Annotated in this window: 22 protein-coding genes; 12 read left to right on the forward strand and 10 right to left on the reverse strand. The window is 64.0% G+C overall.

All coding sequences use genetic code 11. The annotated features are described in order from the left end of the window. Positions 1–20: 20 nt before the first annotated feature. From GMST_RS09625 to GMST_RS09640, 4 genes are all read right to left on the reverse strand, one after another. Complete coding sequence (locus GMST_RS09625) at positions 21–278, reverse strand: hypothetical protein (protein WP_183354440.1); 258 nt, start codon at positions 276–278, stop codon at positions 21–23. A 290-nt stretch (positions 279–568) separates the two neighbouring features. Next, the gene (locus GMST_RS09630; protein WP_183354441.1) at positions 569–1255 is read right to left on the reverse strand and encodes a response regulator transcription factor; all 687 of its coding nucleotides are present in this window, start codon (positions 1253–1255) and stop codon (positions 569–571) included. Beyond that, positions 1252–2421 (reverse strand): sensor histidine kinase, encoded by a 1170-nt coding sequence (locus GMST_RS09635; RefSeq protein WP_183354442.1) that lies wholly within the window; start codon positions 2419–2421, stop codon positions 1252–1254. The genes GMST_RS09630 and GMST_RS09635 overlap by 4 nt, the downstream gene beginning before the upstream one ends. 203 nt (positions 2422–2624) lie before the next feature. After that, the gene (locus GMST_RS09640; RefSeq protein ID WP_183354443.1) at positions 2625–3323 is read right to left on the reverse strand and encodes a hypothetical protein; all 699 of its coding nucleotides are present in this window, start codon (positions 3321–3323) and stop codon (positions 2625–2627) included. Between the two features lie 443 nt (positions 3324–3766). Here GMST_RS09640 and GMST_RS09645 point away from each other — a divergent pair, with 443 nt between their 5' ends. Together GMST_RS09645 and GMST_RS09650 are read left to right on the forward strand one after the other, a co-directional pair. Continuing rightward, a complete protein-coding gene (locus GMST_RS09645) occupies positions 3767–4201 on the forward strand; it encodes a MarR family winged helix-turn-helix transcriptional regulator (protein ID WP_183354444.1) in 435 nt (144 codons plus the stop codon). Between the two features lie 290 nt (positions 4202–4491). Further along, on the forward strand, positions 4492–5361 hold the full coding sequence (locus GMST_RS09650; RefSeq protein ID WP_183354445.1) for a (Fe-S)-binding protein: 870 nt from the start codon (positions 4492–4494) through the stop codon (positions 5359–5361). On the opposite strand, the gene GMST_RS09655 is transcribed toward GMST_RS09650, so the two are convergent. From GMST_RS09655 to hemW, 6 genes are all read right to left on the reverse strand, one after another. Continuing rightward, the gene (locus GMST_RS09655) at positions 5358–5876 is read right to left on the reverse strand and encodes a phospholipase D-like domain-containing protein (protein WP_183354446.1); all 519 of its coding nucleotides are present in this window, start codon (positions 5874–5876) and stop codon (positions 5358–5360) included. The genes GMST_RS09650 and GMST_RS09655 overlap by 4 nt on opposite strands. 24 nt (positions 5877–5900) lie before the next feature. After that, the gene (gene dnaJ / locus GMST_RS09660; protein WP_183354447.1) at positions 5901–7019 is read right to left on the reverse strand and encodes a molecular chaperone DnaJ; all 1119 of its coding nucleotides are present in this window, start codon (positions 7017–7019) and stop codon (positions 5901–5903) included. Between the two features lie 120 nt (positions 7020–7139). Continuing rightward, positions 7140–9065 carry a molecular chaperone DnaK gene (gene dnaK / locus GMST_RS09665; protein ID WP_183354448.1) on the reverse strand — a complete coding sequence of 642 codons (1926 nt, stop codon included), beginning with the start codon at positions 9063–9065 and terminating at the stop codon, positions 7140–7142. 240 nt (positions 9066–9305) lie between these two features. Then, positions 9306–9890, reverse strand: a complete 585-nt coding sequence (gene grpE, locus GMST_RS09670) for a nucleotide exchange factor GrpE (protein WP_183354449.1) — start codon at positions 9888–9890, stop codon at positions 9306–9308. Between the two features lie 24 nt (positions 9891–9914). Beyond that, a complete protein-coding gene (hrcA, locus tag GMST_RS09675; protein ID WP_183354450.1) occupies positions 9915–10946 on the reverse strand; it encodes a heat-inducible transcriptional repressor HrcA in 1032 nt (343 codons plus the stop codon). Positions 10947–11491: 545 nt separating this feature from the next. Next, positions 11492–12637 carry a radical SAM family heme chaperone HemW gene (gene hemW, locus GMST_RS09680; protein ID WP_183354707.1) on the reverse strand — a complete coding sequence of 382 codons (1146 nt, stop codon included), beginning with the start codon at positions 12635–12637 and terminating at the stop codon, positions 11492–11494. 196 nt (positions 12638–12833) lie between these two features. On the opposite strand from hemW, the gene GMST_RS09685 reads away from it, so the two are divergent. The 10 genes from GMST_RS09685 to GMST_RS09730 all read left to right on the forward strand — a co-directional run bounded on the left by GMST_RS09685 (position 12834) and on the right by GMST_RS09730 (position 22860). Then, on the forward strand, positions 12834–13613 hold the full coding sequence (locus GMST_RS09685) for a carbon-nitrogen family hydrolase (RefSeq protein WP_183354451.1): 780 nt from the start codon (positions 12834–12836) through the stop codon (positions 13611–13613). An 88-nt stretch (positions 13614–13701) separates the two neighbouring features. After that, the gene (gene tolQ, locus GMST_RS09690) at positions 13702–14373 is read left to right on the forward strand and encodes a protein TolQ (RefSeq protein WP_183354452.1); all 672 of its coding nucleotides are present in this window, start codon (positions 13702–13704) and stop codon (positions 14371–14373) included. A gap of 3 nt (positions 14374–14376) precedes the next feature. Beyond that, entirely contained in the window at positions 14377–14793 is a 417-nt protein-coding gene (gene tolR / locus GMST_RS09695) for a protein TolR (RefSeq protein WP_183354453.1), read from the forward strand. Beyond that, positions 14790–15533, forward strand: coding sequence for an energy transducer TonB (locus tag GMST_RS09700; RefSeq protein WP_183354454.1), 744 nt, complete (start codon positions 14790–14792; stop codon positions 15531–15533). Before tolR ends, GMST_RS09700 begins: the two co-directional genes overlap by 4 nt. Further along, complete coding sequence (tolB, locus tag GMST_RS09705; protein WP_183354455.1) at positions 15530–16765, forward strand: Tol-Pal system beta propeller repeat protein TolB; 1236 nt, start codon at positions 15530–15532, stop codon at positions 16763–16765. Before GMST_RS09700 ends, tolB begins: the two co-directional genes overlap by 4 nt. A gap of 120 nt (positions 16766–16885) precedes the next feature. Next, positions 16886–17479 (forward strand): peptidoglycan-associated lipoprotein Pal, encoded by a 594-nt coding sequence (gene pal, locus GMST_RS09710; protein WP_183354456.1) that lies wholly within the window; start codon positions 16886–16888, stop codon positions 17477–17479. A gap of 111 nt (positions 17480–17590) precedes the next feature. Further along, the gene (gene ybgF, locus GMST_RS09715; RefSeq protein ID WP_183354457.1) at positions 17591–18454 is read left to right on the forward strand and encodes a tol-pal system protein YbgF; all 864 of its coding nucleotides are present in this window, start codon (positions 17591–17593) and stop codon (positions 18452–18454) included. A gap of 101 nt (positions 18455–18555) precedes the next feature. Further along, positions 18556–18747 (forward strand): hypothetical protein, encoded by a 192-nt coding sequence (locus GMST_RS09720; protein ID WP_183354458.1) that lies wholly within the window; start codon positions 18556–18558, stop codon positions 18745–18747. A 483-nt stretch (positions 18748–19230) separates the two neighbouring features. After that, positions 19231–21423 carry a PAS domain S-box protein gene (locus GMST_RS09725; protein ID WP_183354459.1) on the forward strand — a complete coding sequence of 731 codons (2193 nt, stop codon included), beginning with the start codon at positions 19231–19233 and terminating at the stop codon, positions 21421–21423. A gap of 3 nt (positions 21424–21426) precedes the next feature. After that, positions 21427–22860: a sigma-54-dependent transcriptional regulator gene (locus GMST_RS09730; protein WP_183354460.1), complete on the forward strand. Its 1434-nt coding sequence runs from the start codon at positions 21427–21429 to the stop codon at positions 22858–22860. Positions 22861–23144: the final 284 nt, after the last annotated feature.

Here is a 23144-nt window from a genome sequence, read left to right on the forward strand (position 1 = left end):
GCGGGAAGGGGAGGCGCGACTCAGGAGACCGTCAGCCTTGGGGGAATCCCAAATCGCTCCCCCCACATCTTCTCCGCGGCAAGCTTGAGCGCGTTGTTCCAGGCGTAGGCTGCCTTGGCAACGTCGCTCTCGGGTGATGCTTCCTCTTTTTTCGGAGCAGACGGTGTCTGGTGCAACTCCTCTCTCTCTTCGTAGCGTTTCATGGCCCACCTCTCTGACAAGGGATGCTCAAACGGTTTAACCGCCGGCTGTGCCGGCAGCGCACCGATTGTTGTCATTGCCCTCTCCCGGGTATCCGGTCTGGAGCTTGTCGCCTGACTCATGCTCAGCATACGACGTGCCAGAAGTGAAAAAGACGGTACTTTCAGCCGATAGCGGCCTGCATGGCGCAAGGGGGCTGCAAAAAAAACGGCAGAGATGGTCGTTTTTTAAGCGGAGGAACGGCCGCCGGTGTTGCCCGGTTTACCAAGGAACCGGAGGCGGCAGCCGCGAATGGGGTGAGGTATAACGGAAAAGGGGTAGGGCGTGCGGGCCCTACCCCTTTGGTGTCTCCAGCTGGGGGCGCAGCTTACGGGTTGAACCGGTAGCCGGTGCCCCAGACGGTCTCTATGTAAACGGGGAGGGCGGGGTCGGGCTCTATCTTCTTGCGGATCTTCTGTATGTGAACGGCGACGGTTGCGGTGTCGCCGAAGTAGCCGTTGCCCCAAACGGCGTCGAGCAGCCGGTCCTTGGTGTACACGATGTTCGGGTGGCTCGCCAGAAAGTGCAACAGGTCGTACTCCTTGGTGGTGAGCTGTACGTCTTTCCCGTTCACCGTCACCTGGCGCGAGGCGGGGTTGATCTCGAGGCCGCGGTGCAGGATGGTTTCCTGGCCCCCGGTCTCCCCCTTGAGGCGCTGGTAGCGCTTCAGGTGCGACTTGATGCGCGCCACGAACTCGGCGGGGCTGAAGGGCTTGGTGAGGTAGTCGTCGGCGCCCAGGTCGAGCCCCCGGATCTTGTCGATCTCCTCGTCTTTTGCCGAGACCACGATGACCGGGATCTCGTGGTCCTTCCTGATGGCGCGGATGATCTCGTAGCCGTCGCACCCCGGGAGCATCAGGTCGACCACCACGATGTCGAAGCGGCCGGTCACCGCCCTGGCGAGCCCCTTGCGGCCGTCCGCCTCGATCTCGGCGTGGTAGCCGTTCAACTGGAGGTAGTCGCGCTCCAGTTCGGCGATGTTCAGATCGTCCTCGATGATCAGCACTTTTTTCATGGCGCCCCTATCTCCACGCTGTAAGCCGGCAGCACGATGGTGAAGCAGGCACCGGCCCCCTCGACGCTTTCGACCGAGACCTCGCCGCCGTGCGCCTGCACCAACTCGCGGGTGATGGCGAGGCCCAACCCGGTGCTCTCCAGGTCCTTGGTGCGCTCCGAATCGATCCGGTAAAAGCGGTCGAAGATGAAGGGGAGCTTGTCCTGCGGGATGCCGGGCCCGTTGTCGGCGATGTCGAGGGCGATGAGCTCCCCGTTGCGGTACAGGCGAAACGAGATGGAGAGTCGCTTGCTCTTGCCGTGCCCCTTTGCGTTGCAGACGATGTTGTTGATGGCCTGGTAGAAGCGCCTGCCGTCCAGCACCACCTGGGGGTCGTCCGAGAGCTGATCGAGGTAGGAAAAGCCGATCCCCGCCCCCTCGAATTCCAGCTGGTACTCCTCCAAAAGGTCGTGCAGGTAGTGGCGGATCGAGGTCCTCTCGAAATGGAACTCGAGTTTTTGCATGTCCAGCTTGGAGAAGAGGAACAGGTCGTCGATCAGCCGGTTCAGGTAGACCGCGTTGTGGTGCACCACCTTGAGGTATTTCTCCCGGGTCTCGGGAGGGAAGCTGCGCCCCTCCAAAAGTGCCTCGATGTGCCCGTGGATCGCGGTGATGGGGGTCTTCAGGTCGTGCGATATGTTGGCGATGAGCGCCTTGCGGTTCTCCTCGTACTCGGCCTGGAGCCGCTCGTTTTCTTTGAGCTGCAGTGCCATCTCGTTGAAGGAGGCGGTCAAGAGCCCCAGGGCGTTGGGCGCCGGGCTCTCCACCCAGACGTCGTAGTTCCCCTTGGCGATCTCGTTCACCCCCTCGCGCAGCGCCTCGATCGGGGTGATGATGCGCCGCTCCAGGCGCAAGAGGAAAAAGAGCAGGAAGATCTCCTTGGCCACGATGAGGACGGCGAAGAAGATGCCGACCGCCTTGAACCCGGACCAGGTGAAGAGCAGGTAGAGCAGGACCAGGTTGAAGATGAGGATCACCGGGCGCGCGAAGTGGAAGAACCGGTGGTACTGCTGGAACTCGTGCCGGTGGCCGTGGAAGTGGTCGTGCACGTGGCGCAGGCGCTCCTGCAGCCCCTCGCAGCGCTCGCCAGCCGCGCATCTGCCCAACCTGCTCTCATACCTGTTCATTGATACTCCTGGTGTTACGGACCTCCCCCTCCCTTGACGGGAGGGGGCCGGGGGGTGGGTGAAGCTGCCACAGGCGATGACGTGGCGCCTTCCCCCTCACCCTGTCCCCGCAAGGGGAGAGGGAACCCGTGAGACACTTTTCCTGCTCGCGGTGGAATGTTTCCGGGGGCGCCGGACCTTGCGGCACCGGCGCCCCTTCGGTGCTACCAGGCGAACTGCACGTCGGCAGTCGCGGTTACGGCGTGGGACTCGTCCTTCTGGTTCAGCACCCGGCCGTCCAGGTGCAGGGAGATCTTCTCGATCTCGCGCTTGCTGTTGAGGGTCACCAGCAAGAGGCCGTCGAGGGACTCGACGCTGTGCGGGCCGTCGGCGAAGGCGTGGTGCCAGTGGTGGCCGTGGTGGCCGTGCTGCGCGGCGCGCGGGTTATCGTCCCGTTCCGCGCGGCAGCAGCGGCCGTTCAGCCGTTCGCGAACCTCGGTCTTGAGCTCCTCGGGGAGGTCGGCGAGGTTCAGCGAGATGAGGATGGATCCCCCCTCGTGCTCCTCTGCTTTCACCGCGCCGAAGAGCCCGAACAGGAGCGAAAGCCGGGAGAAGAACCCCTTGATGCAGTTGCCACCCTCGGTGCCGTGGCGGTGGTGGAAGAAGTGGCGCAGCTTGTCGCCGTGGCAGCAGGGGCCGGAGCCGGAGAATTCGGTGTGGCTTTCGCGCTTCACCTTCTTCCCCTCGAGGTTCACTTCGCAGGTCACGTCGGTGGTCGCCAGGTCGCCGCTTTTCGCGAACTGGTTGCGCAGCGAGAAGATCTCTTCCTGGTCCTTCTGGACGAAGGTGGTGAGCACCCCGTCGATCCTCTCCTTGTTCTTAAGAATCCTCGTCACGTCGTAGAGCAGTTTTGCTTTATTCATGGTGTAGCCTCCTTGGTTGTTGATGAGGCTACAGTACGAAAGAGATCTAAACTGCTCTTAAACAAACCATAAAAATTCCATAAAAAATTTATTCTGCCTCGAGCCGCACCCCGAGTAAAGCAAAAGGGGAAATTGTGGCAGGATTATAACTCTTGTCGTGCCAGGGACGCACAATCTTTAGCCGGTGACAGGGTTCGTACGTTCCCCCTTTTTCAAAGGGGGGAACGTGTGGCCAGCAGCAGTGCTGCGTAGAAAGAGGCTCTGAGGTTTCGCAGAGAACACCCGGAAGAACCTTTCCAAAAGGGGGCTCGTGACGTCAGCCGTAGCGCTGCGTGCACAGATTCTCTTAGTTTCCCGGGCTCAGGCGGTGTGGCTCAGGAAAAATTAGTTGACAGAAAACGGGCGGGACTGTATTGGTTGCATATGCAACTGAGGGGAAACGTATGGATCCAACAGCTGAAAATCTAGCCGTCACCATAGCGAACGAATGCCTGGCGGGAAAGGCCAGGCGCCTGAGCCGGGTGATCACCGGCATCTACGACCGCGCACTCATGCCTTTTGGAATCAAGATCAACCAGGCGAGCATTCTGGTGTTCCTCTCCAGAACCGGCGAGGCGAGTCCCGGCGACATCGTCAACCGGTTGCAGATGGAAAAGTCGACCGTGAGCCGCAACGTGGACCGCATGAGAAAGAGCGGCTGGATCGAGGTCGTCGAGCGTGGCGGACGTGGCGGCCAACTGCTGCGCATCACCCCGGCCGGACAGAAACTCTTGGTCGACTCGCACCCTCATTGGCAGCAGGCCCAGGAAAAGGCCCAGGCGCTTCTTGGCGCTGAGGGCTCCGATTCGCTGCGCCTGTTGGCGGAACGGATCCGCTGATTTTTATCGGCGGATTTTTTTTATTGTTTCGGTTGCATATACAACATTTTTTAAAAAACAATCCCCGGTGGTGCCGTCGAGCAGGGCCGCACTGCCAGGTCGGGTGGGGTGGGGGAAGCAGCCGTCGAGAAAACAGCTGTTATTTGGTTACCTCCGTGGCGCCTTCCCCCTCACCCTGTCCCTCCCGCAAGGGGAGAGGGGACTCGACGCGAGGACGTCACTGAGATTTCCGGAAGAACCTGTCGGAGCAGCAGCGGTAGCGCCACATAGAGGCGCCGAGGAGGAGATTGATGAAGGAGCAGATTCGTCGCACCATCACCCGGCTGGTGACGGAAAACGAAAAGAACTGGTCGCAGGCGCTGAACGCACCGTATTTCACGGCACCGCTGGTAGGTTTCGCCTCCGCCGACGATCCGGTCTTCGAGCACTTCAAGGAGGCGGTCGGTGATTGGCACCTGACGCCGCGCGAGGCGTTCGAGGCGGTGCATGGTCAAGGAAGCTGGCACGGCGGCACGGTGGTGAGCTGGGTGATGCCCTGGAGCCAGGAGCTGCGCGACTCCAACCGCCACCAGGTCGAGCGCCCCTCGCGCCAGGTGACGGAGGCCTACCATCTAAGCTACTTCACCCTGATGAAGGAGCTGCGTGCGAAACTTTTGCACTTCTTGGCCGATGACGGCTACCGCGGGGTGGCACCGGTCGACGGGCCGGGCTTTCGGATGGTCGATACCCCGACCGGCAAGTCTTCCACCTGGTCGGAGCGCCATATCGGCTATGCGGCGCGGCTGGGAAGCTTCGGGCTCAGCAGGGGCTTCATCTCGTCGCTCGGGAGTGCCGTGTACCTAAGTTCGGTGGTGATCGATATCGCCCTCGAGCCGGACCCGCAGGAGTTGAGCGATCCCAACGAGGGGTGCCTGTTCTACTACAACGGCAGCTGCGGCGCCTGCGTGCGGCGCTGCCCGGGGCAGGCAATCTCCAAAGAGGGGCAGGACAAGACCATCTGCGCAAGCTACGCCTACGGGCGGGAGTCGATCGCGCTGTCGGCGACCTACGGCCTCAGGGGGCCGGCGGGGTGCGCACTCTGCCAGGTGAAGGTCCCCTGCGAGTCCAAGAATCCCGTGGCCGAGCTCAAGGAAAAACGGAGGCTGGCGGCGATTTTTTAACGGCGCGGCTGGCTGAGTCGCTGCAGGTAGCGCTGCATCCGGGCGGCGAGCGTTGGGGAGTCGATAAGGAGCGAAAGCTCGTTGTTGCGGGTGAGGGCGGACTGGGTGAGGTTGTGGCTGCCGACGATGACGTAGCGCTCGTCGATGGCGACGGCCTTGGCGTGGGTGGTGCTCCCTGCGGGGGCGAAGACGACCCGGACGCCCCCCTGGGCCAAAAGGCGCGTGGCGTTGCGGTTGTCGGCCTGGGTCTGGCGGGTGGCGTCGAGCACCACGGTGACGTCCACCCCGCGGCGCTGGGCGGCGATCAGCTCGCTTGCCACGGCGCGCGGCAGGCTACGCGGGGAGTCGGCGATCTTGAAAAGAAAAAAGACGCAGATGATGCGCCTTTTCGCCTGCTGGATCTTTTGGATGAGTACCGGGCCGTAGCTGCCGTTTTCCAGCAGCTGCGGCTCGGGGAGTGGTGTCTGGCCGTGGGCGGGGAGGGCGGTGAGGCAAAGCGCCAGGAGAAGCCCCAAGCTGCCCCGCGCCCAGGCTCGCATCTAGTTGAAGATATCCATCACCTTGGAGAAGAAGTTCTTGCGCATCGGATTCGCGTCCTCGCCGCTGATCCGCGCCAGCTCCTCCAGGAGTTCGCGCTGCTGTTTGTTCAGGTTGGTCGGGGTCTCCACCTTGGCAACCACCAGGTGGTCGCCGCGCCCGTAACCCTGCAGGGCCGGGACCCCCTTGCCGCGCATCCGGAACATGGCGCCGGACTGGGTTCCCTCCGGTATCTTCATGTTCACCCTGCCGTCTAAGGTCGGGACCTCGATCTCGCACCCCAAGGCCGCCTGGGTGAAGCTGATCGGGATCTCGCAGATGACGTCGTTGTCCTCGCGGCGGAAGATGGGGTGCTCGCGCACGCTCAGGGCGACGTAGAGGTCGCCGTTGCTGCCCCCCTTGGCCCCCTGGCCCCCCTCGCCGGAGAGTTTCAGGCGGATGCCGGTCTCGACCCCGGCCGGGACCTTGACCGAGATGGTCTTCTTGTCGCGCACGGTGCCGTTGCCGCGGCAGCTGGGGCAGGGGTGTTCGACCACGCGCCCCTCGCCGTTGCAGTGCGAACAGGTCTTGGAGACGCTGAAAAAACCCTGCTGGAAACGCATCTGCCCGGCACCCTGGCAGGTGGGGCAGGTTTTGGGCTGGGTGCCGGCCTTGGCGCCGGAACCGCCGCAGGCCTCGCAACGCTTGTTGTAGGGGATGTCGATCTTCTTCTCGATGCCGAAGGCGGCCTCTTCGAAGGTGATGTCGAGGTTGTACTGCAGGTCGTCGCCGCGGCGCCCGCGACCGGCACGGCTGCGCCCGCCGCCACCGAACACCTCGCCGAAGATGTCACCGAAGATGTCGCCGAAGGGGGTGCCGGCACCGAAACCGCCCGAGGAGAAGCCGCCCCCCATGCCGGCATGGCCGAACTGGTCGTAGCGCGCCCGCTTCTCGGCGTCAGAGAGGACCTCGTAGGCCTCGGTGATCTCCTTGAACTTCTCCTCGCTTTCGCGGTCTCCCTGGTTCTTGTCCGGGTGGAACTTGACCGCAAGACGACGGTACGCCTTCTTGATCTCGGTCTCGGAGGCGTTCCTGTTGACTTCCAGTGTCTCGTAGTAATCCTGCTTGTCGCCGTTTGCCAAGATAGATCCCTTGCTAACGCAAAGAGCAGCGTCCCGGTTTTTTGAGACGCTGCCCGCGTTTTTTTGATGGTTTAAACTGCCCTGCCGATTATAGCGAAAGACCGGCCCGGGATGCGAGCATTACTTCTTGTCGTCTTTTACTTCTTCGAAGTCGGCATCGACGACCTTCTCGCCCTTGGCTGCGCCGCCGTTCTCGGCACCCTGGGCCTCGGCGCCCGCTTCGGCACCGGCACCGGCTGCCTGTGCCTTGGCGTAGACCGCCTCGGCCAGCTTGTGCGAGGCCTGCATGAGCGCTTCGCTCGCCTTCTTGATCTCTTCCGCATCGGTCCCTTCGAGGGTTTTCTTGAGGGCCGCGATCCCTTCTTCGATCTTCTGCTTCTCGGAGGCGTCGATCTTGTCGCCGAACTCGCCCAGGGACTTCTCGGTGGAGTAGACCAGGTTGTCCCCCTGGTTCTTCGCTTCGATCAGCTCACGCTTCTTCTTGTCGTCGGCGGCGTGCGCCTCGGCCTCGCGCACCATCTTCTCGACCTCTTCCTTGGAGAGACCCGAGGAAGCGGTGATGCGGATGGACTGCTCCTTGCCGGTGCCCAGGTCCTTCGCGGAGACGTGGACGATGCCGTTCGCGTCGATGTCGAAGGTCACCTCGATCTGCGGGACCCCGCGCGGTGCGGCCGGGATGCCGGAGAGCTCGAAGTTGCCCAGGGTCTTGTTGTCCGCCGCCATCTCGCGCTCGCCCTGCAGGACGTGGATGGAGACCGCCGGCTGGTTGTCGGCTGCGGTGGAGAACACCTGCGATTTCCGGCACGGGATGGTGGAGTTCTTGTCGATCAGCTTGGTCATCACGCCGCCCAGGGTCTCGATCCCGAGGGAGAGCGGGGTGACGTCGAGCAAGAGCACGTCCTTCACGTCGCCTTTCAAAACGCCGCCCTGGATGGCCGCGCCGATTGCCACGACCTCGTCGGGGTTCACGCCGCGGTTCGGGGCCTTGCCGAAGATGTCCTGCACCCTCTTCTGCACGATCGGCATGCGGGTCATGCCGCCCACCAGGATCACCTCGTCGATGTCGCTCGGGGAGAGACCGGCGTCCTTGAGCGCGGTGCGGCAGGGGCCTTCGAGCTTCGCGATCAGGTCGGCGCAGATGGCTTCCAGCTTGGCGCGGGTCAGCTTCATGGTCAGGTGCTTGGGACCCGAGGCGTCGGCGGTGATGAACGGGAGGTTGATATCGGTCTCAAGCGAGGTGGAGAGTTCGCACTTCGCCTTCTCGCCGGCCTCTTTGAGGCGCTGCAGGGCCATCTTGTCGCCCCTGAGGTCGATCCCCTGGTCCTTTTTGAACTCGTCGGCGATGTGGTCGATGATCTTCTGGTCGAAGTCCTCGCCGCCCAGGAAGGTGTCGCCGTTGGTGGATTTCACCTCGAAGACCCCTTCGCCGAGTTCCAGGATGGAGATGTCGAAGGTACCGCCGCCCAGGTCGAACACGGCGATCTTCTCGTCTTTCTTCTTGTCCAGGCCGTAGGCGAGAGCTGCCGCGGTCGGCTCGTTTATGATGCGCAGGACGTTCAGGCCGGCGATCTTGCCGGCGTCTTTCGTTGCCTGGCGCTGCGAGTCGTCGAAGTAGGCCGGGACGGTGATGACCGCGTCGGTCACGGTCTCGCCCAGGTAGTCCTCGGCGGTCTTCTTCATCTTCATGAGGACCATGGCCGAGATTTCCGGCGGGGAATATTTCTGGCCGCGCACCTCTACCCAGGCGTCGGAGTTGTCGGCTTTGACGATCTTGAACGGCGAGATGGCGATATCCTTCTTCACCGCTTCGGTGTCGTACTTGCGCCCGATGAGACGCTTGATGGCGTACAGCGTGTTCTCGGGGTTGGTGACCGCCTGGCGCTTGGCCTGCTGTCCGACCAGACGCTCACCGCTCTCGGCGAAGGCCACCATGGACGGGGTGGTGCGGCTACCTTCCGCGTTAGCTATGACAACCGGCTCCCCACCTTCCATCACTGCGACGCAGGAGTTGGTGGTCCCGAGGTCGATCCCTATCACTTTGCTCATGTCTGTTGATCCTCCATGTTTGGTAACTATCGCTGGAAACCTAGTCATCCCCCCGCCAAAAAACAAGGGCACGACTAAAAAAAACTGAAATCAGTTCTAGGTTCCTATGTTCTACGTTCTAAGTTAACACCCAGAAGGGCTTCCCTTTTTTGAGCCGGGGCGACGATCCGGTCACCTGGGCTTCGAACCTGGAACAGCCGGGGGAAACGTAGAACCTAGAACGTAGACCTAGAACGGCCGTTATCCCTTGGGCGCGATGGCCACGGTGACCATGGCCGGGCGCAAGAGGCGCTCGTTCAACAGGTAGCCCTTCTGGAACTCGGCCACCACGGTGTTGGGCTGCTGGTCGGCGGTCTCCACCTGCGCCATGGCCTGGTGGAAGGAGGGGTCGAACGCGGTCCCCGGAGCGTTCTCCACCGGGGTCACGCCGAACTTCTTCAGGGCGCCCTGCAGCATGGAGAGGGTGAGCTTCACCCCTTCGATGATGGCGGTGAGCCCTTCCTCGGAGGCGTGGGCGATGGCGCGCTCCATGTTGTCGACCGCCGGGAGCACCTCGAGGATCAGCTGCTCGTTGCCGTACTTGAGGATCTCTTCCTTCTCGCGCTGGGTCCTCTTGCGGAAGTTCTCCAGGTCGGCCCGCTCGCGCAGGAATTTGTCCCAGTTTGCCGCCGACTCGAGCCCCTTGGCGGCGAGCGCCTCTTCCAATTCCTTGATGCGATCCGCGTCGCTGGCCGGAGCCGAAAGCTCGACGTGGTCCTGGGAAGCTGCCTGGGGAGCCTCCTCTTTCTTGGGCTCCTGATTACCGTGTTTTTTCTTGAGATCCATCCGGTTCCACTCTCCTTTGTCCCCCTACTCGGTCTCGAGCAGGCGGCTGATCAGTTTCGCTGTGTAGTCGACGATCGGGATCACCCGGCCGTAGCCCATGCGGGTCGGGCCGATGACGCCGAGGACGCCGACGGTATCTTTTCCGGTCATATACGTCGAGGTGATCAGGCTCATCCCCTCCATCTTCACCAGGTGCGACTCGGACCCGATGAAGATCTGCACCCCCTCGGCCTGCATGGCGCGGTCCAAAAGGTCGAGGATCAACCCCTTGCTCTCGAAGGCGCGGAAGATCTCGCGCATCTTGGCCGCGTCGTGGAACTCGGGCTGCTCGAGGATGTTCGCCTGCCCCTCGACGAAGATCTGGGTGTCGTCGCTTTTGAGGGTCGCCTCGGAGAGCACGATGGCCTGGGACAGCATGGCGTCGTAGCGCACCTTTTCGCTCTTCATCTCGAAGAGCAGCCGCTCGCGCACCTGGGCTATGGTGAGCCCCTTCAACTGCTCGTTCAGGTAGTTCCCCATCCTGACCAGGTCGTCCTGGCCGATCTCGTGGTCGGTCTCGATGAGACGGTTCTGCACCGCGCCGTTTTGCGAGACCAGGATCGCCAGCAACCGGTGGCTGGAGAGCCTGACGAACTCGAGCTGGCGGAAGACGTTGGCGGCGAAGCGCGGCGCCATGACGACCCCCATGTAACTCGAGGTGGAGGAGAGCAGGCGGCTGGTCTCTTTCAGGACCTCGGAGATGTCCTTGCCGGCCAACTGGCAGCGGCGCTTGATCTCCTCGCGGTTGTCCCGGGTCAGGTTTCTCACCTCGAGGATCGAGTTCACGTAGAGGCGGTACGCCTTGTCGGTCGGGATCCTGCCGGCGGAGGTATGGGGGGAGGTGAGAAAGCCCATCTCCTCGAGGTCGGACATCACGTTGCGCACCGTCGCGGGCGAAAGCGCCAGCGCGTGGCTCTTGGTGAGCGTCCGGCTTCCGACAGGTTCGGCAGTGGCGATGTAGTCCTCGATGACTGCCTCGAGGATCCGCTTGCCCCGTTCTGAAAGCTGTTCTTCCATACCTCGCTCCTTCAAAAGCAGATTAGCACTCAAAAACCCAGAGTGCTAACCAGCCTAAGTTAGCAACGGACCTAAGCTTTGTCAAGGGGACTCTCCAGGGGACTTTTTGGCGGCGGCGGAGGGAGGAAAATCGTGGATATCCGTGGGGATAGTGGCGGGGCGCGGCGGCGGAGAACCGGCCGGCGAGGTTTTCCCCTGGCGGCAACGACGAGCAGGTGAGCCGCAGCGCCGAGGGGGAAGGGGAACGAAGCCGGTCAAATCCCCTCTGTCTCCTTTCGCAAAGGGGAGGACGCGGGGGAGGCTGCAGCGCTAACGTGGCTGCAGCGGGGCCATCCCTTCTTTTCTCTCGTGCTCACGATAGATCGTAGGAGCGAACAATGGTGCAGGGAAAGGCGAATCCCCCCTGGCCCCCCTTTTCCAACGGGGGAAACGTTGGGCTGCCAGCAGTAGTTGAAAAGAACCATGTCAGCGCTTCCCGGAATTCCGGAGGAGTCTTTCCAAAGGGGGGGACGTGAGGCGGAAGGTGCCGCTTTGCACAAGTGTCGTCAGAGGAACTCGGCGAAGATGCGGTTGGCGACGATGATCGCCTGCGGTGCCAGGCGGATACGGCTTCCTTCTCGGACCAGCTGACCGGCGGCGACCAGGCGGTCGACGATTTCCAGCCGCGAGGCGAGGGCGCTTGCGCCGTAATCCTTTTCCAGTTGGTCCAGGTCCAGGCCGGCGAGGACGCGCAGGCCGAGGAAGAAGGCTTCCGAAACCGCCTGATCGTGGTTCAAGACTTCCCGCTCCCGCTCGGGGAGGGCATCTGACAGGACCGCCTCGCGGTACTCGCCCGCCCCCTCGGCGTTGTGCCAGCGCTCTCCCATGCCGTTGTCGTTCCAGAACGAGTGGGCGCCGGCGCCGAAGCCGAGATAGCTCTGCCGGGTCCAGTAGGCGCCGTTGTGACGCGATTGGCGGCCGGGACGGGCGAAGTTGGAGATCTCGTAGTGCCGGTAGCCCCCCTTTCCCAGCACCTCGGCGGTGGCCTCGAACATGGCGGCCGCGTCCTCCTCGCCGGGAAGCGTCAGGTTGCCCGACTCTACCAGCGCCTCGAAGGGGGTCTCCTCCTCGACGGAGAGGGCGTAGGCGGAGATGTGCTCCGGGGCGAGCGCGATCCCGTCCGCGAGTGCCTGGCGCCACTGCGCGGGGGACTGGCCGGGGAGCGAATGCATGAGGTCGATGCTCACGTTGTCGAAGCCGGCCTTGCGGCAGGCCTCGAAAGCGTCCAGCGCCTCCTGCCGGCTGTGGACGCGCCCGAGCATTTCCAGGAGGCGGTCCTCGAAGGACTGGATCCCGAGCGAGATGCGGTTCACCCCGGCGCTGCGGTACCCGGAGAGTTTTTCGAGGGTGAGCGTCCCCGGGTTGGCTTCCAGGGTGATCTCGGCGTCGGGGGCAAGTGAGAAGCGCGCCGCTGCTGCGTCGATGAGGGCTGCGACCTCGGCAGGCGCCATGAGCGACGGGGTGCCGCCTCCCAGGTAGAGGGTGGTGGCCTGAACCGGCTGGGCGAGCCGCGCCTGGCGCAGCTCCATCTCGCGCACGAGGAGCTGCGGATACTCCTCACGCGCCAGGATGCTCGAGGCCGCCGAGTTGAAGTCGCAGTAGAGGCACTTCTTGAGGCAGAAGGGGAAATGTATGTAGAGTCCGGTTCTGATCACGTTGAACGCTCCGTCTATTCTTAAGTTGCCTGCTGCACGAACGCCCAGGTCGGGGGTGTCTCCTCCTCTTAAGTAGCAAATTCCCGCGCGCCTTGTCACCAAAATGCGTGGAACTCCTGAAAGTCTCTTGAAATCCGCAGACGCTCGGATTAAAATTCCGCTTTGCAGTTTTCCCGAAGCCAAGGGGGAGGAGATGCAGAGTACTGTTAAAGCTGCGGCCGTACAGTTCACCATCGCACTGGGGGACGTCGACGCGAACCTTGCGCAGGTGCGGGAGGCCCTCGCACGGCTCGCGCAGCGCGGCACGGAACTGGTCGTGCTCCCGGAGATGTGGAGCTCGGGCTTCGCCTATAAGGAACTGAACCGGTTGGCGCAACGCACCCCCGAGATCGTCGAGGAGCTGGAACGGCTCTCCCGCGAGTACGGGATGGTGATCGTGGGGAGCCTCCCCGAGCCGCACGGCGACAAGGTCTACAACACCGCCTACCTGGTGGACCGCGGGCGCCTGGCCGGCAGCTACCGAAAGCTGCACCTCTTCTCGCTGATGGGCGAGGACCGCTCCCTGGACGCCGGGGACCGCGCGGTGGTCGCGGAGACCAGCCTGGGCAGGGTCGGCATGCTGATCTGCTACGACCTGCGCTTCCCGGAACTGGCCCGCCGGCTCACGCTCGACGGCGCCGAGATCCTCGTGGTCCCCGGGGAGTGGCCCAAGCCGCGCGACGACCACTGGCACACGCTCTTGCGCGGCCGCGCCATCGAAAACCAGCTCTTCATCGTCGCCGCGAACTGCTGCGGCATGGTCGGCAAGCTCGATTTCTTCGGGGGGAGCCTGATCCTGGGACCCAAGGGTGAGATCCTCGCCCAGGGGGGGTACGAGAGCTGCGAGCTGGAGGCGACCCTGGAGGCGCAGGCCATGGAGAGCTGGCGCGCCAGCATCCCCTGCCTTAAAGACCGCAGGCCCGACTGCTACTGAGCCGGCCCGTCACGCTTTCCTGTTGACTTCGCCGAAGCTAAAGCATATTTTTTCGCTTTGACTGTCATTTAACCGGAGGTACTGTCCCTTGGGTATGTTCGCTTCGACCGGCCTGGTCGTAAAAATCGTCCTGATCGTTTTGCTCTACTTCTCGGTGGTCTCCTGGGGGATCATCTTCTACAAGCTCTTGCAGGTCTACCGCGCCAACGGCGCCTCGAAGCGCTTCCTCGAGTTCTTCTACAAGGCCAAAAGCTTCGACGCCATCGGCTCGCAACTGGACCGCTTCGAGAACTCGCCGCTCGCGGTCTTGTTCCAGGACGGCTACAACGAGCTGAAGAAGCTGCGCGGCAAGGGTGACGAGAAGGCCGATCCCAGCGTGATCAGCACCGACCTGGGGATCGACAACATCGCCCGCTCGCTGCGCCGGGCCACCACCTCGGAGATCACCCGCCTGGAGAAGTACCTGACCTTCCTCGCCACCACCGGCGCCACCGCACCGTTCATCGGCCTGTTCGGCACGGTCTGGGGGATCATGAGCGCCTTCGAGAAGATCGGCCAGTCCGGCTCGGCCTCGCTCGCCGTGGTCGCCCCCGGGATCGCCGAGGCGCTCATCGCCACCGCAATCGGCCTGGTGGCCGCCATCCCCGCCGTCATGGGGTACAACCACTTCCAGCAGAAGATTAGGGTGCTCATCTCGGAGATGGACAGCTTCTCCACCGAGTTCCTGAACATCGTGCAGCGCAACTTCGCGGGGAGATAGACCATGGAGTTCGGCAACAGGGACAGCGGCCGCTCCACGATGTCGCAGATCAACGTCACCCCGCTGGTCGACGTCATGCTGGTGCTTTTGGTGATCTTCATGGTCACCGCGCCGATGATGCAGCAGGGGGTGCAGGTGAACCTCCCCAAGGCGGAGAGCAAGTCGCTCGCCCCCAAGGAGGACACCCTGGTGGTCTCCATCGAGAAGTCCGGCAAGACCTTCATCAACTCCGACGCCATCGACACCGACCTCTTGAAGGACAAGCTCAACTCGCTTCTGGCCGGACGCGCCAAGCGCGAGGTGTTCCTCAAGGCGGACAGCTCGGTTCCCTACGGCGAGGTGGTCCGGGTGATGGCCCAGATCAAGGCTGCGGGCGTTGAGCGGCTCGGCATGGTCACGGAGTCCCCGCAGCGCAAATGATAGGCCAGACCAGGAGATATCCGGGGCCGGGGGGGATGTTCCTATGCTCCTTCCTGTGCCACCTGGCTGTCTTTGCACTCATCCTCTGGTTCAACCAGGACGCCGTCTTTACTCCGTCCGAAGAACCGGTCACCTACGTCGACCTGGCGACCCTCCCGGTCGCCGCGCCGCAGGCCGGCACCCCGGCCCCCGCGGAGTCGACCCCGGCTCCGCCGGCAGCTCCCGCACCGGTTCCGCACGCCGCCATGGCGCTCCCGCCCAGCAAGCCCAAGACCCAGCCGCCGGTAAAAGGGAAGACCGAGAAGCCGAGTGCCGAGGAGGGGAAAGAGTTCTCCGAGCGCATGAAGGACCTGCAGCGCAAGGCCGAGGAGCGCCAGCTGGAGGCTGCCGTCGCCGGGCTCAAGAGCCGCGGGGGGAACAAGACGGTCGGCATGCCGGGGGCCAAGGGGAACCAGGCCGGGAGCGACTACGGCTCCTATCTGCAGTCGCGGCTCAAGGACGCTTTCAGGGACGTGATCGCCCTCCAAAGCGGCACCCCGCAGGCCCTGGTCCGCATCAAGGTGGGGCCGGACGGCCGCATCACAGACTACCGCGTGGAGAAACGCTCCGGCGACCCGGTCTTCGACGACGCGGTCTCGCGGGCGGTCACCCTGGCGGGGCGCACCCTGAGGCCGCCGCCCAACGGGCAGAGTTTCGAACGCGTGTTCCGCTTCAAGCCGGAAGGGGTCGCTTTACCATGAAACGAATCATCCTGTTGTGCCTTTTGCTCCTGGTCACCCCGCAGCTCATGGGGGCCGCCGACCAGTACCTCGACGTGACGGCTCCGGCCAACACGAAGCAGCAGATCTACCTGGCGCCGGCGACCACGCTCTCCGGCCCGGCCCTCCCCGAGGTGGGGCGCGAGCTCGCCGAGCTCTTCCTGTTCGACCTGAACCTGGCCGGCCCCTTCACGGTGGTCCCTGCCGAGGGGGGGAGCGCGGGGGCGAACCTGATCCTCAAGACCGCCTACGGGACGAGCGGCACGAACCTCACCATCGAGTGCCGCCTCTTCGACCCGGTCCTGAACCGCGACATCGCCGCCAAGCGCTACACCGGCGGGATGAAGGACCTGCGCCGCATGGGGCACGCCTTCTCCGACGAGGTCTTACGGGTGCGCACCGGGCAAAAAGGGCCCTTCACCGGAAAGCTCGCCTACGCGAGCAAGGTCTCCGGCAACAAGGAACTCTTCGTCATGGACTACGACGGGTTCAACACGCAAAGGGTCACCAACAACGGCTCGATCAACCTGAACCCGGACTTCGCCCCCTCGGGACGCGAGATCATCTACACCTCGTACAAGAAGGGGAACCCCGACCTGTACCGGCGCGAACTCTACAGCGGCGTCGAGGCCCGCATCTCGGCGCGCAGCGGCCTGAACGCCATGGGGAGCTTCTCCCCGGACGGCAGCCGGATCGCGGTGGTCTTGACCAAGGACGGCAACTCGGAGATCTACCTGATCTCCCGGGAGGGGAAGGAACTGGCCCGGCTCACCCGCAGCCACGCCATCGACGTCTCGCCCGCCTGGTCCCCGGACGGCACCCGGCTCGTCTTCGTCTCGGACCGGCTGGGGAAGCCGCAGGTCTTCACCATGAACGCCGACGGCTCCGACGTGAAACGGCTCACCACGAACGGCGCCTACAACGTCACCCCGCGCTGGTCGCCCAAGGGGGACCGCATCGCGTACGCCCGCCAGGGAGGCGGCGGCTTCCAGATCTACGCCATCAACCCGGACGGGACCCAGGACACCCAGCTGACCACCCAGGGGAGCAACGAGCACCCGCGCTGGTCGCCTGACGGGCGCTTCATTGTTTTTTCCTCAAGTCGCGACGGAGGCGAGGCGATATATGTCATGCGCGCCGACGGGAGTGCACAGACCAAGGTCTCGCGCGGCAGAGCGCGCGACTCGCATCCTACCTGGTCGGCCGCCTGGTAAATTTACTGTTACAGAAGCAACAGTCGTTGCGTTAACTGAAAAAACCAGTATAATTTGATCCGCTTCATTGAGTCGTCTGGCGACGCCAGACGCCTAAATTCATCCAAAAGGAGTGGGGGAATGAGCAAAAAACTTTACGGATGCCTTGTTGTCCTTTGTCTTGCAGCAGTTGTTTCGGGCGGTTGTGCCAAGAAGGACATGGTTAAACCCGAGGAACAGACCCCTGCAACGCAGGTCGTCCCCCCTCCGGCACCCATGACCGAGGGCGCCAAGGCGGCAGCGGCTCCTGCCGCGCAGCCGGTGGCCGAGACCCAGGCCAAGGAGCAGAACGTCGCCCAGGAGACCCCGCAGCAGGGTGGCGCCGCACAGCCGGCACTCGAAGGGGCGCTGCAGAAGATCTACTTCAACTTCGACTCCGCGGATCTCTCCAGCGAGGCCCGCACCACCCTGTCGAAGAACGCCGACCTGTTGGCCAAGCAGCAGGGGGTGAGCGTGAGGATCGAAGGGAACTGCGACGAGCGCGGCTCGGACGAGTACAACCTCGCCCTGGGCGAGAGAAGGGCCAAGGCCGCCCGGGACTACCTGGTGAACCTGGGGGTCAAGGCCGAGCGGATCTCGGTGATCAGCTACGGCGAGGAAAAGCCGGTTGACCAGGGGCACGACGAGGCCGCCTGGGCCAAGAACCGGCGCGACGAATTCGTCATCGTTAAGTAGAAGACCGCGACGGAGTACCAAAAGGAGCCTGCGGGCTCCTTTTTTTCGTCAGCACGATCCCCTGAACCGGCGCTTCCACGCCCGACAGGATAACCACGTGGAGGAGTAGTTATGCAGTCAGGCAGGTTGGTAGTCATTTCCCTGATCATGTTCGTTGCGGCGGGGTGCGCCTCCCAGAGTGACCTGGAATCGATGCGCCGCGACTCCGACGAGATGAAAAACCGCATCTACAGCATCGAGAAGTCGCTGGGCGAGGTGCGCGGCGACGTGAAGGAGGGGGTCGAGAAGGCGCTCACCGCGGACCGCCAGCGGGTCGAGACCATGCAGCACGAGGTCGAGGCCTACCAGAAAGAGATGGCGGCGATCCGCAAAAGCGGCGCGGACCTCCAGGCTACCTTGGACAGTGCCCGGGTCGACATGCAGCTTTTGACCGGCAAGGTCGACGACCTGAGGATCCAGGCCCAGCGCCCGGCCGACGACCTGGCCCTTCTGAAGGAGGACACCGGCAAGCGCCTGGCGCTTCTCGAGGAGCGGCTCACCAAGCTGGAGCTTGGGGTGCAGCAGGGGTTCGCCGAGCTGCAGAAGAAGGCCCCCGAGCAGCCGGCCACCCCGGAAGGGGTCTACCAGCAGGGGCTGGACGCCATGAAGGCGGGGGACACCGTGAAGGCGCGCGAGTTCTTCACCAAGTTCCTGGACCAGAACCCGCGCCACAAGCTCGCCGCCAACGCGCACTACTGGATCGGCGAGACCTACTACAGCGAGAAGCACTTCGAGCAGGCCATCCTGGAATTCCAGGAGGTGATCAAGAACTTCCCCGAGAAGGAGAAGGTCCCGGCGGCCATGCTGAAGCAGGGGATGGCCTTCAAGGAGATCGGCGACCTGAAGAGCGCAAGCTACATCTACAAGAAGCTCACCGAGGAGTACCCGAAGTCCGAAGAGGCGAAGGTCGCCAAGGAGAAGCTGCGCGGCAAGTAGGAGCCCGAAGACCGCGGCTTCCGGCCGCCCTGTGACGGCACCTGCCAAAGCCATCGGCGAGGCGGTGCGCAACAACCACCACCGAAAAAGGAGCCTAAGCCATGTACCTCGCCCGCGATAAGAACAACGACCTCTACCTGTTCGACAAGCTCCCCATCAAGGGGGCCGAGTGCTGGTGGGCCGAAACCGGCGTCGACGGCACCTACCTGCGCCTGGACAAGTCCCTCTACCCCGAGGTGACCTGGGAATCCGACCCGGTCCCCGTGAAGCTGACCCTCATCGCGGGGGAGTAACCACGCAGCCCCGAGAACCCGATCCGGCCCCCTGGCTTCACGCCAGGGGGCCGTCGTCGTTTTTCTCGGCCAGGTTGCCGACGTTTCACCCGCCGCAAGGTTCGTCCGGGAATTCCGTCCACGCGTGTCCCCTCTCCCCTGGCGGGAGAGGGGCAGGGTGAGGGGGAAGGCGCCACATCATTGCAGATAGCAGCTTCACCCACCCCCCGGCCCCCTCCCGTCAAGGGAGGGGGGATGTGGTTCCTGAAATTCCTGGAAGAACCCCGCAAGCCCCTCCGCAAGCAATTAAAAGGCACAGTAACTACCTGAAGTTATCGTTCCTCCGCTCCCCGCCCGCCGCACCCGGCACGTAATTTCAGTTGTAATGAAAAAGCCGAGCCGATATGATTCGGCCACGCCCGGCCTATCCCGACCGGTTTACTGTGGTATTCCCGGGACCGGCCCCCGAGCCGGCGCCCGGATCTCCTCGAGGGGGGAATTGCTATGAACGACACTGCCGAAGCCGCCGGCTGGAAGGACTACGCCGGGGTCTTCTCGCTGCTGCTCATGGCCGTGTTCGCTACCGAACTCGCCATCATGCAGCTCTTCTCCCAGGTCTTCACCCGCCTGGGGACCGTCCCCGGCGGCCTCTTGGACGCCTCCTGCGTGACCCTTCTCTGCGCGGGGCCCCTTTGGTTCTACCTCTTCCGCCTGGTCCCGGACCAGGGGGGCGGAGTGGACCGCCGGGGGAACTGGCGGATCCTCTTGAAGGCGCTTTTAAGCGTGTTCCTGATCGAGTTCTTGGTGATGCTCGTGCTGCCGCTGCTCTACCCGAGCACCGATTCCCTGGCGAGCGATCTCACCGATGCCGCCCTGACCGCGCTCCTCTACGCGGTCCCCCTCTGGCGCCTGCTCTTCAGGCCGGAACTGCGCCGGCGCGTGGTCCCGATGATGGACACGCCGCTTAGGCTCTACGTCCTCTTGCTCGGCTCGGTCTTCATCGCCGACCTCTTGCAGGAGCTGCTCTTCCCCTACCGGGTGGGGAGCCTCTTCTTCACCCCGAACTACGTGGTGGACGCCTTCATCTCCACCATCTTCGGGGCGCCGCTCATCTGGCTTTTGGTGGCCCGCCCGCTGAAGCTTGCCGCGCGCTCCGAGCGGGCGCGGGTGACCGCGGTGTACAACCAGGTGATCGACGCCATCGTGGTGGTGGATGCCAAGGGGACGGTGGGGTCCTTCAACCCCGCCGCGGAGCGGATCTTCGGCTACCCGGCCCAGGAGCTTTTGGGCGAGTCGGTGACGCGCCTTTTGGAAGGGGGGGCGACGGCGCTCCAGGTGCTCATGAAGCGCGGTCTGGAGTCGGCCCAGCGCGGCGGCGCGCCGGTTGCCGAGCTCACCTGCCGGCGCCGGGACGGCCAGCCGCTCATCATGAACATCTCCCTGAGCGAACTGAGGCTGGGGGAAAAGCCCGAGTACCTGCTCATCATGCGCGACATCACCAGCCGCCGCCGCATGGAGCATGCCTTGAGGGAGAGCGAGACCCGCTTCCGGCAGATCTTCCAGCAGTCCGAGGACGCCATCGTCTTCTTCAAGCCGGGGAGCCTCGAGTTGCTGGACGCCAACGAGAAGGCGGTGCAGGTCTTCGGCTACGACACCGGGGAGCTCCCCGCGGGCGGGTTTGCCGCGCTCTGCGGCTCGGCGGAACCGCCGGGGCTTGCCGAGGCGATCGCCGGGGTCTCAGCCGAGCAGGGGGTGCGCCAGGAGTTCAGCTGCCGGCGCAAAAACGGGGAGAGGATCATCGTCTCCCTGCGCGGCAAGGCCATGGTCCTGCAGGGGATCCCGGTCACCTACTGCACCTTCCGGGACATCACCGAGCGGGTCCGCATGGAGGAACGCACCCGGGAGATCCACGCCAAGCTGATCCAGGCCAACAAGATGACCTCGCTGGGGCTCCTGGTCTCGGGGGTGGCCCACGAGATCAACAACCCGAACAACTTCGTCATGGCGAACTGCGAGCTTTTGTCCCGGATCACCGAGGACCTCTTGAAGGCGCTCGACGAGTACCTCCCGGACCAGGGGCGCTCCCAGATCTTTTTGGGGGGCGTGCCGCTCGACGAGGTCGGGGAGCAGACCCGGCGCCTGATCGGCGGGATCGGCACCGGGTCGCGCCGGGTCAACGACATCGTCGGGAACCTGAAGGGGTTCGCGCGCCAGGAGCAGGGGCAGCAGCGGCGCGAGATGGACGTGAACCGGGTGGTGCGCTCGGCGCTCTCGCTCATGAACCACGAGATCATCAAGTACACCGACAACTTCGCCCTGGAACTCGCCGAAGGGCTCCCGCCGGTCCTGGGACATCCCCAGCAGCTGGGGCAGGTGGTGATCAACCTCATCATGAACGCCTGCCAGGCGCTCCCCGGCAAGAAGAGCGGCATCTGGGTCGCCACCGCCTGCCAGGAAAGGGAGGTCCTCATCACGGTGCGCGACCAGGGGGTGGGGATGTCGGGCGACGACTGCCAGCGCATCCTGGAGCCGTTTTTCACCACCAAACTGGAAAACGGCGGGACCGGGCTCGGGCTCACCATCAGCGACTCGATCGTGAAAGAACACGGCGGCACCCTGGAGTTCTCCAGCGTCCCGGGGGAGGGGACCAGCTTCGTGGTGCGCCTCCCTGCCGCCGGCACCACAAAGGAGCGGTAAACGATGAGCAATTCCTGCAGACACGTGCTCTTGGTCGACGACGAGGAGCAGATCCTCGCCACCTCGAAGCTCGCCCTGGAGATCGGCGGCATCCGCGAGGTCAGCATGATCTCCGACAGCCGCGAGGTGGTCCCTTTCCTGGAGGCGCACCAGGTCTCGGTCCTGGTGCTCGACCTCTCCATGCCGCACGTCTCCGGGCTGGAGCTTTTGGAGAGCGTGACCCGCGACTACCCGCAGATCCCCATCATCGTGGTGACCGCCAACGACGAGATCGCCACGGTGGTCGAGTGCATGAAGCTTGGGGCCTTCGATTACCTGGCCAAACCGGTGAGCCCGGGGCGCCTGCTCACCTCGGTGCAGAAGGCGCTGGAGCGCTGCACCCTCTCCAACGAGATCACCTCCTTAAAGCAGCGCCTGCTCTCCGACAACCTGGAGCACCCCGCCGCCTTCGCCGGCATCGTGACCCGCAACCGCCAGATGCGCTCGATGTTCCAGTACCTCGAGGTGATCGCCGGGAGCCGGCAGCCGATCATCATCACCGGGGAGACCGGGGTGGGGAAGGAGCTGGTGGCCCGGGCCGTCCACCAGCTCTCCGGGAGTAAGGGTGAGTTCATCGCGCTCAACGCCGCGGGGCTCGACGACCACATGTTCTCCGACTCGCTCTTCGGCCACAAGAAGGGGGCCTTCACCGGGGCGGACCAGGCGCGCGAGGGGCTCATCGCCCGGGCCGCCGGGGGGACGCTCTTTCTGGACGAGATCGGCGACCTGAACGAGCTGTCGCAGTTGAAGCTTTTGCGCCTGCTGCAGGAGCGGGAGTACTACCCGGTCGGCTCGGACCTGACCCGCAAGAGCGACGCGCACTTCGTCCTGGCCACCAACCGGGACCTGCAGGCCCGCATCGCCGAGGGGAAGTTCAGAAACGACCTCTACTACCGGCTCTGCGGGCACCAGGTACAGGTCCCCCCCCTGCGCGAGCGCAAGGACGACCTGCCGCTGCTTTTGGACCACTTCATCCGCCAGGAAGCCGAGGCGCTGGGGATCCCGGCACCGGGGTACCCCAAGGAGCTCGTCGACCTCTTGGAGACCTACCACTTCCCCGGCAACGTGCGCGAGCTGCAGGCCATGGTGAGCGACGCGGTGCCGCGCTCCAAGTCGCGCACCCTCTCCCAGGAGCCGTTCCGCCAGGCGATCGCCACCGACCTGGGCCAGAAGCCCCAGCCCCCCCAGGCCGAACTCAAGGACGACGCCTCGCTTCTGAAGAAGCTGGAGGCGGTCTGGGGGCATTTCCCGACCCTGAACGAGGCGGAGGACCTCCTGATCGGCAGCGCGCTTGCCGCAGCCAAGGGAAACCAGGGGATCGCCGCCACCATGCTGGGGCTCAAGCGCCAGACCCTGAACATGCGCCTCAAAGTGCGCCGCGAAGCGGACAACGACTGACGCCCCAGGGGGCCCCGCCCGGGGCCCCCGACTCTCCCCCCCATCCGGCAACCGCGCCGCAGCGGCACTGCAAAGATATTGGCAGGCTTTAAAACGCGACATCGTTACAAATCTTAACGATTTCAGCTTGGTAGGCCGCGACGGCGTAAACCCTGTCGCAAACTGCAGGTCTTTCCCCCCGGGCACCCCCGCCGCCCTCCCTCAGGTATCTCCCGGTAATCACGGATAAACCTTTCTGTCACAACTCTGGCACGATCCCTGTAAATGCTCGGACATCATGAGCA

This window comes from Geomonas silvestris (genome assembly GCF_014193515.1).
GTDB lineage: Bacteria > Desulfobacterota > Desulfuromonadia > Geobacterales > Geobacteraceae > Geomonas > Geomonas silvestris.